The sequence below is a fragment of the Brevibacillus sp. B_LB10_24 genome (assembly GCF_046036945.1).
Classification (GTDB): domain Bacteria; phylum Bacillota; class Bacilli; order Brevibacillales; family Brevibacillaceae; genus Brevibacillus_C.
Window position 1 is genome coordinate 84380 of the sequence record NZ_JBJQOQ010000001.1, and the last position, 15360, is coordinate 99739.

A 15360-nucleotide genomic window follows, 5' to 3' on the forward strand; every position below is an offset into this window, starting at 1 on the left:
CCTCTCCCCGACCCTTATGACCAATACGCCAGGGTGCGTTTGTACAGCATTTCGCGGTACTGCTCTGTAGACGTGGGCAGGATTTCGCCACTGGTGTAGTCCATGATCACCCCGTAGCGGCGAATCAGGTCCAGTTCGTCAATCTCGCCGGCGCGGAATTTTTGCGCGACGGAAGCGATGTCCTCCCAAAGCCACTCCTTGCGGTGAGCGCGAATGTACGCCCGCTCTGTCTCGGTCGCCTCCCAGTCGATCTCAAAGTCGCATACTTCCCAGTCGTTTTCCTTGATCACGACTCCGTAATCTTTTTTCGCCCGCTCGATGGAAACGTACTGGTCGATCACGTCCTCCAGCACATCGTGCGGATCGCGCTCCAAGGGGTCGCCGAGGCCGCCCCCGCCGGCGGAAGGGCGGTCAAAGGAGTCGCCCGGTTTTAATGGAATGTTGGAGAAGACGGTCCCCAGGAACTTCTCATCAGTTGTTCCGGGATTCAGCCAGGCTCCGTGCGGGAGAGAGGGAAGTCCGCCGAGAATGCCCCAGGTGACTGAGCGGGAGCGGTCGCAGCAGTACGACATCACCGTATTTTCGCTGTTGGTCAAAATGCCTCCCTTGCGCAGCCCGCAACCGCCGCGATACCGGCCTGGCCCGCCGGAATCGGTGACGATCTCGTGATGCGTGGTGATCACCGGGGAAAGACGTTCCTGGCCTTCACACGGCTGGATGCTGAGACCCACGCCGAATACGGGCGAGAGCACATTTCCGCCGTCCTTGTAGGCCCGGCCGCCGTGGCCGCCGGCCATCCAGTCGTACCACATAAAGTAGTTCTGGTAGCCTTCGCGACGGTCCCAGCCGCCGACCAGGAGGTACTCCAGATTGAACGAGCAGGCGAGCGCCCGCTCCGGCATGATGTAGGACCAGAGTTCAAAGATGGCGTTCATGATTTTTTCGTACGCGCCTGAGCAAAACCCGGTTACCGCGACCGGCCACGGGGCATTGACGACGGAATTCTCCGGCAAATTCACGTGAACCAGCCGGTAAAATCCAGAGTTGAGCGGGATGTCTGGAAAGAACGTCTTTGTGCCGGAGATGACGGCGGAGAACGACGCGCCGAACCCGGAGTTGAGAAAACAGCTGATCGCCGGATGGGAGCCGGACAGGTCGTAAAAGAGTTCGTCGCCTTCAATCGTCAGCTTGACCCGAATCGGGATCAGCCTGTCGCCGATCTCCGGATCCATGTCGATGTAGTCGGTCGTCTCCCAGGTTCCGTCCGGCAAATCGGCGATTTGCACCCGGGCCAGTCTTTCGACGTAGTTTTGCACCTCATCAAAGGCGGTCAAGACCGTATCTGCCCCGTATTTCTCGATCAGCCGCAGCAGCTGAAGCTCTCCCACCCGGGTCGCCTCCGCCTGGGCCCGCAAATCTCCGAGGCGCTCTTCCGGCACCCGCATGTTGGAGACGAGCAGGCCGGCGACATCTGTCAGGTAGTTCCCTTTGCTCCAGATGCGCACGGGCGGGATGCGCAAGCCCTCTCCGTAGTGGTCTTTTGACTGGACGTTGAACGAGCCGGGCACGTAGCCGCCCACGTCGGCCCAATGCCCGTTGCACTGCATGAACGAGATCAGCTTCCCCTCGTAAAAGACCGGCCGGATCACGCGGACATCGCAAAAATGGGTCCCGCCGCGATATGGGTCATTGATGAGAAAAACATCTCCGGGATGGATGTCGTCGCCGAAGTCCTCAATGACGGCTTTTGCCGACAAGTGAAGCGTGCCGACGTGAACCGAGATGTCCTGCGTGCCCTGCATGATCGTGTTGCCCTGGGCGTCGCAGATCGCCGAGCTGAAGTCCCGGCTGTAGATGACAAAGGAATAGCAGGTGCGCAGAATCTGCTCCGACATCTGGTCGACGAGATTGACAAAGGCGTTTTTTAACACCTCAAAAGTGACGGGGTCCAGCTTGGTCGGCGCTGCATTTGTTTCAGCCATTTCTTTTGCCCTCCTTTTTAGTAAGTTAAGAGGATGTTTTTATACGCATCCACCTCGGCGGTAAATCCGGGCGGCACCACGACTGTCGAGTCCAACTGTTCGACGATCGCCGGTCCGTGAAACACCGAGCCGACGGGGATTTTGCTGCGGTCGTAGACGGTCGTCTCCACATAGCCGCCGCCTTCCTCGAAGTAGACGCTACGGGTTTCCTTGACGGCGTCTTCGAGATGTCCATGCGGCTCTTCGGTGGGCAAGTCGGGCTTGGGCACGACCCCGGTCGCTTCCACACGCAGCCCGTAGATTTCCACACCCTGATCGGGATTGGAAAAGGCGAATTCCCGCTCGTGCTCCCGGTGGAACAGTTCCAGTGCCTCCGCGAGCGAGCTGACCGGCCGGGAGAGCGGAATGGAGAGCGAGCGCCACTGGCCGATGTAGCGCATGTCGATATAGCGGATCAACTGAACGTTCTCCCCTGCAACCCCTTCTTCGCTGAGCAGCTTTGCCGCCTGTTCCTCCATCTCCTTGTACTCCGTTTCCAAATCATCGGGAGTGACGTCTTGGAACCGGGCCAGATACGTGCGGAACAGGTCGTGCCGGACGTCGACCAAGAGACACCCCATGGCCGAGGTGATGCCGGGATAGGGCGGGACGATGACAGTGGGGATTTCCATCTCTTTGGCCAGGTGAGCGCCGTGCAGGGCTCCTGCGCCGCCGAATACGACCAGGGCGAAATCGCGCGGGTCGTATCCGCGCCGGATCGAGATCAGCCGCAGCGCGTCGCACATGTTGGCGTTGGCCACCTTGATGATCGCATTGGCAGCTTCCGCGTCACTGTAGCCAAACGGCGCTCCGATCTTTTCCGCGATCACCTCGCTCGCCCGCTCCTTGTCCAGGATGAGCTGTCCGCCCAGCAGATGCGTGTTCAGCCGTCCAAGCAGCAGATTGGCATCGGTATTGGTCGGCTGCTGCCCGCCTTTTTGGTAGCAGGCTGGTCCAGGATCGGCGCCGGCGCTGTGGGGTCCGTTTCGCAGCGAACCGCCCTGATCGATCCAGGCCAGACTGCCGCCTCCCGCCCCGATGGTCAAAATCTCGATGCTGGGAAAGCCGATCGGATACCCGTACTCGATGTACCAGTCTTTGGTGACGCGCAGCTGCCCGTCGTACATCAGCGAGATATCGGTGCTGGTTCCGCCCATATCCAGGCCGATCGCGTTTTGGAAACCGCACAGCTTGGCGATGTGGGCGCTGGCGATGGCCCCGGCGGCGATTCCGGAGCTGGCGACGCGGGCAGCGAAGCGCGGCACGGTGTCGGCAGTCATGACGCCCCCGCCCGAGTGCAGCACGAGCACATCGCCGCCGTACCCCTCTACCTGCAGGGATGCCGACAATTCCTTAATATAGGAGCCGACGATGGGGCCGAGGACAGCGTTGACGATCGTCGTGCTGATCCGCTCGTGTTCGAACATCTCGGGAATGGTTTCACTGGAAGTGCAGATGTACGCCTCCGGCAGCTCTTCCTGGAGGATCGCCTTCATTCGCTGTTCGTTTTCCGGGTTGACATAGGCGTTCATAAAGCCGATGGCAACGGACTCGACGCCCCGTTTACGCAATACTCTGGCTATTGTCCTCGCTTCCTGCTCATCGAGGTCTGTGATGATCTGTCCGGAGTAGTCCGTCCGTTCGGTGACCTCGAAGCGGTCCCGCCTGCGGATGTAGGGGGGAGCGACATCATCGTACGCGTCCCACAGGTCGAGCTTTGTGCCTCGCCGGATCTCCGGCACATCGCGAAAGCCCTTCGTCGCGATAAAGGCTGTTTTGGGCAGCCGCCTGGTGATCAGCGCATTGGTGCCGACCGTCGTGCCGTGGGAAAACAGCGCGATCTCGCCAAGGGGGACGTCGGCCTGCTTTACGCCCTGCATAATGCCCTCGGCGGGGTTATCAGGCGTAGAGGATACTTTGGTGACGGTAATCTCTCCTTTCTGTTCGTCAAAGATAAAGACATCGGTAAAGGTGCCTCCTACGTCAACTGCAACGCGATAATGTCCCACGCAGCCTCCTCCTTTTGCGCTTTGATGGTAAACATGCATCGTCACATGATCGTGCACATTCAATGCCAAGCGGGCCTGATCGGAAAAAGGCCCGTTTGCGCATCATATCGTACCGGTAAAAAACGATTGACGTGTACAAAAGCTTTCAAATCTGGAAGATGTCTTTCTGATTTGAAATCGGATGAAACATGCCGCTTGCAGCAAAGTTATTTTCATACGGAGCGGGCTGTGCTAAGATGGAATATGCATAGACAGAAAATTCAAATAACAGATGAGAGGTTCTGGTTGCATGACCATCCCGCTTTTGCTCGTGCTGTGCTCGGGCATTATGCATGCCGCATGGAACTTTATCACCAAGAAGGAAAAGCACAAGACCGTGTTTCTTTGGATGGCGACGTTTGTGGCTTTTTTTCTTTTGCTGCCTTTTTTTATCGTAGAAGCGGCCCAGTTCCGCATTCCTTTGTTCGTCTGGGGCTTTGTCGCGCTGAGCATCTCGTTTCAGATCGGGTACTACCTTCTTCTGGATAAGGCTTATACGTACGGCGACCTGTCACAGGTCTACCCGCTGATCAGGGGTACGGGGGCACTGCTGGTGACAGTATTGGGGGTTGCGCTGTTTGGCGAATCGCTCAGTTGGATCGGCTGGGTCGGCCTTGGCTGCATCGTGGGAGGGCTGTTTGCCATCAGCGGGATCTCGCCGTCCAAAATCACCAGGGAGAAGGGACCGGGACTGAAGGGAGTGGCAGCCGGCGTTGGAGTTGGGCTGTGCATTACGGGGTATACGGTTGCCGACAAGGTCATCTTGCAGTACATGTCTCCGATCATCTTGATCCAGTTGACGTACATCACGTATTTGTTGGTCGCGCTGCGCACCGTACGAAGGTCGAAAGCGGCCGTGGACGAGTGCCGAAAGCATTGGCACGCTGTGGTGCTTGGAGCTCTGCTCGTTCCCGGCTCGACGATGATGTTCATGTTTGCCATGCAGCTCTCGCCGCTTTCCTACGTGGCCCCGATACGGGAGATCGGAACCGTGATTGGAACGGTTCTGGGGATCCTCGTATTGAAGGAGCATCAGGGGATGAGACGGGTAGCGATGTCGATCGTCATCACAGCTGGCGTCATTCTAATCGGGATTTGGAAGTGAGTTGTTTTGCGAATTTTTCAAAAATGAAAGAATCCCGTTCAAATTTGAAATTTCCTGATGGATGAATGTCGGAAAAACGCAGGTCATTCACACGTCCAGCCGTGGCATGGAATTTGCACTTCACCAAAGGGACACAGCGTTATCACGCGAATAAGGAGTGAGCATCGTTGCAAATCGAGTACATATATACGTTTGATATTCCGCGGGAACACGTTTGGAAGTACATCCAGGATGAACAAGTACTGAAGAAGTCGCTGCCGGGCTGCCAGTCGTTTCAAGAGGTGAAGGACGGCGTCTATCAAGCCGAAATGGGCCTGAGCGTCGGACCGGTCAAGGGGCTGTTTACCGGAGAAGTGCAGCAGGTCGACCAACAGGAGCCCGCTTTTTACCGGCTGCTCGTCAGGGGCAAGGGAAAACCGGGGGAAATCGATGCCGTTGCAGATATGAAACTGGAAGAGGACGGGCAGGGAACCAAGCTGATCTGTACCTCGCAAGTACAGGTGACCGGAGTTCTTGCGTCGGTAGGGCAAAGGGTGATGGGCGGCGTGGCCAAACTGGTTCTGGGGCAGTTTTTTAAAGCAGTGGACAAGGAAATGAAGCAACTTATGTTGCCTTCATGATACATATTTTTGAGGAGGAGGGATCGTCGTGACGAAAAGGACAGAAATTTCAGTAACCGTAAACGGCGTCGCGAAAAGCACGGAAGTGGATTCACGCATGCTGCTTGTTCACTTTCTGCGCGATGAGCTGGACCTCACCGGCACGCACATTGGCTGCGACACCAGCCAGTGCGGAGCGTGCACGGTGCTGTTGAACGGGGAGGCCGTCAAATCCTGTACGGTGCTGGCCGTGCAGGCAGACGGCGGGGAAATCACGACTGTGGAGGGCCTGGGCGACATGCAAAATCTGCACCCGATCCAGCAGGGATTCTGGGAGAAGCACGGATTGCAGTGCGGCTTTTGCACATCTGGCGTGATGATGGCATCGGTCGGCCTGCTCCAGCAGAATCCCGACCCTACCGAGGCGGAGATCAGAGAAGCGCTGGAGGGCGTCATCTGCCGCTGCACCGGCTACCAATTCATCGTCAGTGCCGTCCAGCATGCGGCCAAGCTGCTGGCCGAGGGCGGCAGCAAAGCGGTTGATCAAGGGACAGTACAAGTAGGGGAGGGAAGCTGACGATGGCTGGTTTGATTGGAGCACGTATCAAAAGAAAAGAAGATCCCCGCCTGATTACCGGAAACGGCCATTTCACCGACGATATCAAGCTGCCGGGCATGCTGCACGCCGCTTTTTTGCGCAGCCCTTACGCACACGCCCGGATCAAGCGAATCGACGTATCGGAAGCGCTTAAGCTGCCAGGGGTGACAGCTGTCTTTACCGGAGCGGACATCGCCAAAAAAATGAAAGCGGTTCCAGCGATGTGGTTTGTCACCGGTTCTGACCTCAAGCCGAAACCTCGCAGCCCGCTGGCTGTAGACAAGGTCTTGTACGCCGGTGAAGCCGTTGCGGTGGCGGTGGCTGAGGACCGCTATACGGCTCGAGATGCCCTGGACTTGATCGTGGTGGAATACGAGGAACTGCCGGCAGTCGTCGGGCAGGAAGCGGCCATGCAGGAAGGGGCGCCGCTCCTCCACGAAGACGTGCCGAACAATCTCGCCCTGGTCTGGAAGGCGGGCGAGATCCCCGACGAGGTGTTCGAACAGGCAGAAGTCGTCGTCAGGCAGCGGCTGTACAACCAGCGCGTCATCCCCAATCCGATGGAGACGCGGGGAGCCGTCGCCCAGTACAATCCCGGCAGCGGCGAGATGACGATCTGGTGCACGACGCAAAACCCGCACATCCATCGCATGGTCTATTCCGAGGTGCTCGGCATTCCCGAATCGAAGCTGCGGATTATCGCACCGGATGTAGGCGGCGGCTTTGGCGCGAAAATCGCTACGTACACGGAAGAGGCCGTCGTCGGATGCGTGGCCCGCGAACTGAAGCGGCCGGTCAAATGGGCGGAAGAGCGGAGCGAACATTTCAAGGCGACGACCCATGCTAGGGATGAAGTGATCGAGATCGAGCTGGCCGGGACGCGGGACGGCATCATGACGGCCTTGCGTGTAAAGAATACCGCCAATCTGGGGGCGTACCTGTCCACGTTTGGCGCTGGCTGCCCGACGATCGACTTCGGCCTGATGGTGACCGGAGCCTACACGATCCCGCAGGCGGCGGTAGTGACGTACGGCGTCTACACCAATACCACGCCGACTGACGCATATCGGGGAGCGGGCAAGCCGGAGGCGACGTTCCAGATCGAACGGGCAGTTGATCTGTTCGCCCGCGAAATCGGCATGGATCCCGTCGAAGTCCGGCGGAAAAACATGGTGCAAAAAGAAGCGTTCCCTTACTCCAATCCGATGGGGTGCGTCTACGACAGCGGCGACTACCATCTCACACTGGACAAAGCCCTGAAGATGATCGGCTACGAGGAGCTGCGCCAGGAACAGGAAGAGCTGAGGAAGCAGGGCAGGTACATCGGCATCGGCGTATCCACGTACGTTGAGCTGTGCGGATTCGGCCCGTCAAAGGTGGCGGGAGCGATCGGATTCCAGGGCGGCGTATGGGAGAACAGCACGGTACGCGTTCACCCCAGCGGAAAAGTAAACGTCTATACCGGCACATCGCCGCACGGCCAGGGAACAGAGACGTCCTTTTCGCAGGTGGTGGCGGAAAAGCTGGGCATCCCGATGGAGGACGTGGAAATCATCCACGGCGATACGCAGAGCATCTCCATGGGGTGGGGAACGTACGGTTCCCGGACGACAGCCGTAGGCGGTGCCGCGGTCGCGATCGCCACAGACCGGGTCATTGAGAAGGCGAAGAAGATCGCTGCACACGAACTGGAAGTGGCGGAGGAGGATTTGGAATTCTCCGCAGGCGTCTTCCAGGTCGCGGGGGTTCCCGGACAGGCACGCACGTTCCAGGAGATGGCCAAGTCGGCCAATTTCGCCTGGAACCTGCCGGAAGGCATGGAGCCTTCCCTGGAGGCCCAGTCGTTCTTCGACCCGTCCAACTTCGTCTACCCGTTTGGCGCTCACATCTGCGTAGTGGAAGTGGACGGGAATACCGGCCAGGTGGAGCTGAAACGGTATGTCGCCGTCGACGATGTAGGGCGCGTGATCAACCCCATGCTGGCAGAGGGCCAGGTGCATGGCGGCATCGCCCAGGGCGTCGGACAGGCGCTGTGGGAAGGCGCGGTCTACGGGGAGAACGGACAGCTGTTATCCGGAACGTTCATGGACTACACGATGCCCAAGGCCCGCTTTTTCCCGACGATCGAGACGGCCTTTACCGAGACTCCGTCACCGGTCAATCCGCTCGGTGCCAAAGGAATTGGGGAGACCGGCACGACGGCGGCCCCGCCGGCTGTCGCCAATGCGGTGATGGATGCCCTGCGGCCATTTGGGGTCAAAGATTTGGATATGCCGCTGACGCCTGAGAAGGTGTGGAAGGCGATGCGAAACGGGGGTGTGGCGAATGATACCGAGTGCATTTGAGTACGTCCGCGCAGAATCCGTAGAAGAGGCGATCCGGCTGCTGCAGGAGAGCAGCGGGGAAGGGAAGCTGCTCGCTGGCGGACACAGTTTAGTCCCGTTGATGAAATTCAGGCTGACAACGCCGGGGAAGCTGGTCGATATCAGCCGGATCCCCGAGCTGCGCGGGGTACGGAAGGAAGGGAACCGGCTGGTCGTCGGAGCACTGACGACTCACAGCCAGCTGGCGTCAGATCCGCTCGTACGGGAGCACATCCCGGTCCTGGCTGATGCGGCCCGCCAGATCGGCGACCTGCAGGTGAGAAATCGCGGAACAGTCGGGGGAAATATCGCCCACGCCGATCCGGCAGCCGATTTGCCGGGAGTGGCGCTGGCACTTGACTCGCTCGTCGAGCTGCACGGCGAGGATGGACAGGAAGTGGTGGAAATCGACGGCTTTTTCCTCGGTCCGCTGATCACCGCACTGCCGGAGACAAGTCTGGTAACGTCTGTCTCCTTCGCAGTGCCGCCGGAGGGAACGAAGAGCGTCTACCTGAAATACCCGCATCCCGCGTCCGGTTATGCCGTGGTCGGGGTGTGCGCTGTCGCCGGTACCGACCCGGACGGAGTGGTCAACTATGTGCGAATCGGCATCAATGGAGTGGCCGATGTCGCCTACAGAGCGACAGCGGCAGAGCAGGCGCTGCTCGGTCAAAGAGCGACAGCAAAGAGTATCCGGGAAGCGGCAGCGCTGGCGGCCGAGGACGGAGAGATTGGCAGCGACCTGTTCGCTTCCGAAGAATACAGGCGGCATCTCAGTGCGGTCTATACGGAGCGTGCGCTAAGTCAGATTTTGCTGTAGCCGAGGGCTGTCACAAAAGTGGACCCGCTCCGTGAAAAAGAGCGGGTCCCCTGCTATCTGCACCGCTGCGGCAAAGGAAGGGAATGAGGAGCCCTGGAACAGATTGCCACGATTGAAAACGCATTTCGGGATCAGGGTTATGTAACCGACCAGGCCCAGGCGACGGCGCTGCACCTCGTCATGGCCTTGCAGAAGCCCCTGCTGGTGGAAGGGCCGGCCGGCGTCGGAAAGACGGAGATCGCCAAGGTGTTGTCCCGCGTGCTGGGCACTCGCTTGATCCGGCTCCAGTGCTATGAAGGGCTGGATGTGAACACCGTCCTGTATGAATGGAACTACCAGAAGCAACTGCTTCATCTCAAACTGACGGAGAACAGCGGAGCAACGCTTCGGGAGAGGGAGGCGGAGATTTTCAGTCCGGCGTTCCTGCTGCGCCGCCCGCTGCTGGAAGCGATAGGAGATGAGCAGGCGTCGCCCGTCTTGCTGATAGATGAGGTCGACCGGGCCGACGAAGAATTTGAGGCGTTTCTGCTGGAGGTCCTCGCCGAATTCCAGGTGACCATCCCGGAGCTGGGCACCATCACCGCTGCCCACCGTCCTTATGTTGTGCTTACCTCGAATCGGACGCGGGAGCTGGGTGATGCCTTGCGCCGCCGGTGTCTCTATCAGTGGATCGATTACCCGGATCCCGAGAAGGAAGCAGCCATCCTCGCGGCCCGGCTGCCCGACATCGACCAGCGGCTGGCCCGGCAGATTGCCGGTGTGATGGAGCGGCTGCGCCGCATGCCGCTGAACAAGGTTCCCGGCGTCGCGGAAAGCCTGGACTGGGCCCAGGCCCTGATGGTTCTTCACCGGGGTGAACTGCCTGAAGAGGCCGTCAGGGCAACGTTCGGCTGTTTCCTGAAAGACCGCGAAGATTGGGAATTGGTGGAGAATGCATTGCGAAGCGGGACACTGCTTGCGGGGAGCGGCGAACATGGCTAGGCTTTCCGCGCGGGTGCTGGCATTTGGCCGGCACTTGCGAGAATGCGGCTTCTCGTGCGGTCCCGGTGAAGCGATAGCAGCCTTGCAAGCCTTGACGGCGGTAGACATTTCAGATGAAACGCAATTTCGCCTGGCGCTACGGTTGGTGTTTTCATCCAGCAGGGAAGAACAGGAGAAGTTCGATCAGCTCTATCAGCGCTTTTTTCACTTGAGCGGCAACGTGGAGAGTGACAGCCAGGCTCCTCTGTTCTCTGCGGCAAGCGGAAAAGAAGCAGTGGGGGCGGAGGGGAAGACCGGGCAGGACAAAGCGGATTCATCAAGGCCGTTCGACGGCTTCGGGATGGGACTGGAGCATGCTGCAGAACATCAGGAGCAAGGCAGCCGTTCGAGAATGGCAGAGGGCATGTGGCGGGCCGCTCGCACCAGTCGACATTCAGTGGATCATCAGGCCGAAGCGCGGGTTTTGGCGGACCAGCTCGGCGAAATGCTTTCGTCCGCAAAGTCGGTTGCTGCCAGCGTCCGGCTGAAGCGTAGCAGGCGCTGGCGAACGGAGCAAAAAGGAAGGCGCCTCGACTTTCGCGGCACCTTGCGAAGCAGCCTGCAAACGGGCGGTGACGCTTTCCGCCCGGCCTGGAAGGGACACCCGCTCCGCAAGGCGCAGTTTGTCCTGCTATGCGACACCAGCCGCTCCATGGCGGGAGCCGCCGAAAGATTCCTGCAGTTTGCTTATGCGCTCACTCGCTGCCCGGCTGCGCGCGTGGAAGTGTTTCTCTTCTCCACCCGGCTCAGGCGGGTGACGCGGCTTCTGCATACAGGCCTGCAGGGGAGTTTGCCCGCCTTGATGCTGCCCGGGGCGGAGTGGGGCGGTGGCACCCGCATCGGTGAATCGCTGGACGACTTTGTCCAGAGATACGGCTCTGCGATGCTCAAGCAAAATACCGTCGTCCTGATTGCAAGCGACGGATTGGATACCGGTCCGATCGAGCCGTTGGCGCGTGCCATGCAGGAGCTTCAGCGGCGGTCGGCGCGGGTCGTCTGGCTCAACCCGCTGCTGTCGATCAGCGGTTACGAGCCGAAGGCGCGCGGGATGCAGGCGGCGCTTCCCTTTATTGACATGTTTTTGCCGGCAGGTGATGCCGCCGCTTTTCGCACATTAGCCAAGCAGATGATGCTTCGGAGGTGATCGTATATGAGAGAGAATGTCCACGTAGTCCGGGCGATTGAGGAAGCGAGGAAAGCGGGCAAACAAGCTGCTCTGGCCACTGTCGTCCGCGTCTTTGGCTCGGCATATCGGCGCGAAGGGGCAAAAATGGTGACGGATGAGGATGGCGGTGTAACGGGGATGATCTCCGGCGGCTGCCTGGAGGCAGATGTGGCGGAGGTGGCCAAAAACGTGATCCAGCAGGGAAGGCCCGTACTGAAGCGGTACGACCTGGACGAAGACCTCGTCTGGGGACTGGGGCTGGGCTGTCCGGGTACCGTCGAGGTGTTTATTGAATCCGTGCCGGCGGGGGAAGCTGCTGCCCACGCTTGCCCTTTGACCGCCTGGCTGGAGTGCCTTATGGCGGAGGGGGCGGGTGTGCTCGCCACTGTCCTGGAGGATTCCTCCCGCCGGCTGTTCGTCGCGGAGGAGGGTTCGCCGATCGGCGGTCTCGGCGACGAGACATTGCAGCAGCAGGTTGTCGAGCTGGCTCGCCAGAAGCTGTCCGAGCAGTCGCCGAGGTCACAGACGCGCGAGCTTCTCCTGCCGGGCGGAAAAAAGGAGGTCGTCTTCCTCGACGTACATGTCCCTGCGATGGAGCTGATGATCTTCGGTGCTGGGCATGATGCCATCCCGCTGGCAAAGGCAAGCCTCGAGCTGGGAATGAAAACGACAGTGGTCGATCCGCGGCCGGGCTACAACACTGCCGATCGCTTCCCGGGAGCAGAGCGCATCCTCGCCAATGCCGAGACGTACGGGGAACAGGTCAGCATCGGCCGGCGAACATATGTCATCGTCATGAATCACCACCTGGAGCGCGACCAGGAAGCATTGCGGTTCGCCTTGCAATCGAAGGCGCCGTACGTGGGCGTGCTCGGCCCGCGCTCCCGCAGCAACCGCATGCTGGAAGCCCTGGAGAGGGCGGGCGCAGTGTTTCGAGCAGAGGAGCTGGCCCGCATGTTCAGCCCGGTGGGACTGGATATCGGGGCTGATTCCCCGGAGGAAATCGCCGTCAGCATCATGGCCGAGGTCTTGGCCTTCCGCAGCGGCCATGCCGCGGGTTTCTTGCGCGAGCGCCCCGGCATTCATCAGCCCGCGGCAAGATAGCGCAAAGAGGGGAGGAGGGAAGTGAAACCGCAGGTATCAGCAGTGATTCTCGCTGCAGGGATGTCGAGGAGAATGGGGGAGCCAAAACAGCTGCTGAAGCTGGGAGGCTGCTGTCTGCTGGAGCGGGTGATCCGCCAAGCTCTTGGGACGAAGGCGGCCGAAGTGATCGCTGTGATCGGCTATCGGGCGGAAGAGATCCAGCGCGAGATCCGCATTGCCGACTCCCGGTTTCGTTGGGTGGTCAATCCCGCTTTCGCTTCCGGGCAAAGCTCCTCGCTTGTCCGGGGTATGCAAGCGGCAGCCCATCCGGCAGTCATGGTATTTCTCGCCGACCTTCCTCTGATTGCGGACGAAACCATCCAGTCCGTCATGCAGCGGGGGGCGGGCCTGCTGTCGGAATGGCAGGAGCCGTTCGTCGTGCAGCCCGCTTTTCAAGGCGATGCGGGCCACCCCGTCTTTTTCGGCAACGTAGATGCAGCAGCGTTCCGCAAGCTTGAAGGCGATCAGGGAGCGAAGCCGATCCTCGGGATGATGCGGCAGCGCATCCGGATCCCGGTGGACGATCCCGGCATCTTGTTTGACATCGACACGCAAGAAGCGTACAGGCAGGCCCTACGTCTGCTCGAGAGAAAAAAATCAGATGTGACAATACCCGGAGGTGAGGGAAAATGAGCAATCTACATACCCGGTACGAGTACGGCGGGGACGAGTTTGTTTTCGTTCAACTGTCGGAAGAGATGAGCCTGGAAGCCAATTTTAAAGGAATTGCCATCACCCGAAAGCTGAAAGAAAAAAATATCGAAGGGATTTTGGATATTTGCCCGGCCAACGCCTCTTACATGGTGCGAGTCGACCCCGACGTGTTTCATCCGGACGACTTGATCAAAGAGTTGAAGGCGATCGAAGAGTCGGTCAAAGATCTGGACGACATCGCCATCGACTCCCGCTTGGTCGACGTGCCGGTCTGGTTTGAAGATCCCTGGACACATGAAGCGGTCATGCGCTTTCGCGACCGGCACCAGGATCCCGAGTCGACCGATCTGGAGTACTCGGCACGCATCAACGGCTACGCCAGCAAAGAGGAGTTTATCGACGCACTGACACGGGCTCCCTACCTGGTCTCCATGATCGGCTTCGTTCCCGGACTGCCCTGGTGCTTCCAGATCGTGCCCCGCGAGAAACAGATCGAAGTGCCGAAGTACGTGCGCCCCCGTACGTTTACACCGGAGCGGACCTTCGGCTTTGGCGGCGCCTTCTCCGTCATCTATCCGGTGCAGGGAGCAGGAGGGTACCAGATGTACGGGATCGCCCCGGCGCCTATCTACCAAAAGGAACAGACTCTGCCTGACTTCCAGGATTCGATCGTGTTTCCGAAGCAGGGGGACATCTTCCGCTACAGGAGCATCACGAAAGAGGAGTACGAGGAGATCAGAAGTCAGGTCGAGGCGGGAGAGTTCGTCTACCGCAAGAAAGAGTTCTCGTTTACGCCAAGCGACGTGCTGGCCGACCCGGAGAAGTTCTCGGAGATGGTAATGGGGAGGTTATACCATGATTAAAGTGATCAAGCCCGGATTGCAGACGACCGTACAGGACAACGGCAGAATCGGACTATACGAGATTGGCATGCCTCCCTCCGGCGCGATGGATAAGTACGCATTTACAGTCGCCAACCTCCTGGTAGGCAACCACCCCAATGCCGCTGTGCTGGAGATTACCTATCTGGGGCCGGAGCTGTTGTTCGAGCGGGGGATGCGCATCTGTCTGACTGGAGGGCAGATTCCGCCCAAGATCAACGGCGAGTCCGTTCCGATGTGGGAAACGCTGGAGGTCAACGCGGGTGACGTCTTATCCTTCGATTTTGTCCAGACGGGGGCGCGGACGTATCTCGCTGTCGAAGGCGGCATCGACGTGCCGCTGGTGATGAACTCCCGCTCCACCTATACGCTGATCGGAATCGGCGGTTTTGAAGGCCGGGCGCTGGCCGCCGGGGACGAGGTGCCGGTCGGCGAGATGAAAGTAAAGGACGTCAAAGCGGGGACGAGGATCTCTCCGGATTTGATTCCCGTCTACAGCAAGTCACATGAGATCAGAGTCGTAGTCGGCCTCTGCAGCTACCGCCTGACCGAGGAGAGCCTGCAAACCTTCCTCGGAATCGAATGGACAGTCACCCCTGAGGCAAACCGGATCGGCTACAGGCATAAGGGCGAGCGGCTCCGCTTTGTCGAGCGGGAACAGCCATTCGGCGCGGGGAGCAATCCGTCCAACGTCACCGACCTGGGGTACCCGATCGGGTCGATTCAGGTTCCTGACGGCGTTGAGCCGATCGTGCTGCTCCACGATGCCGTCACCGGCGGCGGATATGCGACGATCGCGACCGTCATCAGCTGTGACCTGAATCGTATGGCGCAGATCAAGACCAACGAAAAAGTGCATTTTGTCGCTGTCACGTTGGAACAGGCGCTTCAGGCGCGGCGGGAAGTCCAGGAGAAATTGAAGCAGATAGCGGATGCCATCTAA

General features: G+C 59.5%; 13 protein-coding genes. 11 read left to right on the forward strand and 2 right to left on the reverse strand.

Features of this window, described 5'->3' with window-relative positions; translation table 11 throughout:
- Positions 1–14 precede the first annotated feature (14 nt).
- The gene (locus ACI7RC_RS00435; protein ID WP_408106250.1) at positions 15–1982 is read right to left on the reverse strand and encodes a hydantoinase B/oxoprolinase family protein; all 1968 of its coding nucleotides are present in this window, start codon (positions 1980–1982) and stop codon (positions 15–17) included.
- A gap of 17 nt (positions 1983–1999) precedes the next feature.
- The gene (locus tag ACI7RC_RS00440) at positions 2000–4030 is read right to left on the reverse strand and encodes a hydantoinase/oxoprolinase family protein (RefSeq protein ID WP_408106251.1); all 2031 of its coding nucleotides are present in this window, start codon (positions 4028–4030) and stop codon (positions 2000–2002) included.
- 289 nt (positions 4031–4319) lie between these two features.
- Here ACI7RC_RS00440 and ACI7RC_RS00445 point away from each other — a divergent pair, with 289 nt between their 5' ends.
- From ACI7RC_RS00445 to ACI7RC_RS00495, 11 genes are all read left to right on the forward strand, one after another.
- The gene (locus ACI7RC_RS00445) at positions 4320–5174 is read left to right on the forward strand and encodes an SMR family transporter (protein ID WP_408106252.1); all 855 of its coding nucleotides are present in this window, start codon (positions 4320–4322) and stop codon (positions 5172–5174) included.
- Between the two features lie 167 nt (positions 5175–5341).
- The gene (locus ACI7RC_RS00450) at positions 5342–5794 is read left to right on the forward strand and encodes an SRPBCC family protein (protein WP_408106253.1); all 453 of its coding nucleotides are present in this window, start codon (positions 5342–5344) and stop codon (positions 5792–5794) included.
- A gap of 28 nt (positions 5795–5822) precedes the next feature.
- Positions 5823–6350: a (2Fe-2S)-binding protein gene (locus ACI7RC_RS00455; protein WP_408106254.1), complete on the forward strand. Its 528-nt coding sequence runs from the start codon at positions 5823–5825 to the stop codon at positions 6348–6350.
- Between the two features lie 2 nt (positions 6351–6352).
- Positions 6353–8716: a xanthine dehydrogenase family protein molybdopterin-binding subunit gene (locus ACI7RC_RS00460; RefSeq protein WP_408106255.1), complete on the forward strand. Its 2364-nt coding sequence runs from the start codon at positions 6353–6355 to the stop codon at positions 8714–8716.
- Positions 8697–9554: an FAD binding domain-containing protein gene (locus ACI7RC_RS00465; RefSeq protein ID WP_408106256.1), complete on the forward strand. Its 858-nt coding sequence runs from the start codon at positions 8697–8699 to the stop codon at positions 9552–9554. Before ACI7RC_RS00460 ends, ACI7RC_RS00465 begins: the two co-directional genes overlap by 20 nt.
- 180 nt (positions 9555–9734) lie before the next feature.
- Positions 9735–10535 carry an AAA family ATPase gene (locus ACI7RC_RS00470; protein ID WP_408106257.1) on the forward strand — a complete coding sequence of 267 codons (801 nt, stop codon included), beginning with the start codon at positions 9735–9737 and terminating at the stop codon, positions 10533–10535.
- On the forward strand, positions 10528–11718 hold the full coding sequence (locus ACI7RC_RS00475; RefSeq protein ID WP_408106258.1) for a vWA domain-containing protein: 1191 nt from the start codon (positions 10528–10530) through the stop codon (positions 11716–11718). The genes ACI7RC_RS00470 and ACI7RC_RS00475 overlap by 8 nt, the downstream gene beginning before the upstream one ends.
- Before the next feature lie 6 nt (positions 11719–11724).
- The gene (locus ACI7RC_RS00480; protein ID WP_408106259.1) at positions 11725–12843 is read left to right on the forward strand and encodes an XdhC family protein; all 1119 of its coding nucleotides are present in this window, start codon (positions 11725–11727) and stop codon (positions 12841–12843) included.
- Between the two features lie 21 nt (positions 12844–12864).
- Entirely contained in the window at positions 12865–13515 is a 651-nt protein-coding gene (locus ACI7RC_RS00485) for a nucleotidyltransferase family protein (protein ID WP_408106260.1), read from the forward strand.
- Positions 13512–14399, forward strand: coding sequence for a 5-oxoprolinase subunit B family protein (locus ACI7RC_RS00490; protein ID WP_408106261.1), 888 nt, complete (start codon positions 13512–13514; stop codon positions 14397–14399). Before ACI7RC_RS00485 ends, ACI7RC_RS00490 begins: the two co-directional genes overlap by 4 nt.
- Positions 14392–15360, forward strand: coding sequence for a 5-oxoprolinase subunit C family protein (locus ACI7RC_RS00495; RefSeq protein ID WP_408106262.1), 969 nt, complete (start codon positions 14392–14394; stop codon positions 15358–15360). Before ACI7RC_RS00490 ends, ACI7RC_RS00495 begins: the two co-directional genes overlap by 8 nt.

Bases quoted from the DNA above. Each gene is read 5' to 3' on its own strand.
- ACI7RC_RS00495 (WP_408106262.1), top strand. From the start codon at position 14,392: ATGATTAAAGTGATCAAGCCCGGATTGCAGACGACCGTACAGGACAAC.
- ACI7RC_RS00460 (WP_408106255.1), top strand. From the start codon at position 6,353: ATGGCTGGTTTGATTGGAGCACGTATCAAAAGAAAAGAAGATCCCCGC.
- ACI7RC_RS00475 (WP_408106258.1), top strand. From the start codon at position 10,528: ATGGCTAGGCTTTCCGCGCGGGTGCTGGCATTTGGCCGGCACTTGCGA.
- ACI7RC_RS00435 (WP_408106250.1), bottom strand. From the start codon at position 1,982: ATGGCTGAAACAAATGCAGCGCCGACCAAGCTGGACCCCGTCACTTTT.
- ACI7RC_RS00470 (WP_408106257.1), top strand. From the start codon at position 9,735: ATGGCCTTGCAGAAGCCCCTGCTGGTGGAAGGGCCGGCCGGCGTCGGA.
- ACI7RC_RS00465 (WP_408106256.1), top strand. From the start codon at position 8,697: ATGATACCGAGTGCATTTGAGTACGTCCGCGCAGAATCCGTAGAAGAG.
- ACI7RC_RS00445 (WP_408106252.1), top strand. From the start codon at position 4,320: ATGACCATCCCGCTTTTGCTCGTGCTGTGCTCGGGCATTATGCATGCC.
- ACI7RC_RS00480 (WP_408106259.1), top strand. From the start codon at position 11,725: ATGAGAGAGAATGTCCACGTAGTCCGGGCGATTGAGGAAGCGAGGAAA.
- ACI7RC_RS00490 (WP_408106261.1), top strand. From the start codon at position 13,512: ATGAGCAATCTACATACCCGGTACGAGTACGGCGGGGACGAGTTTGTT.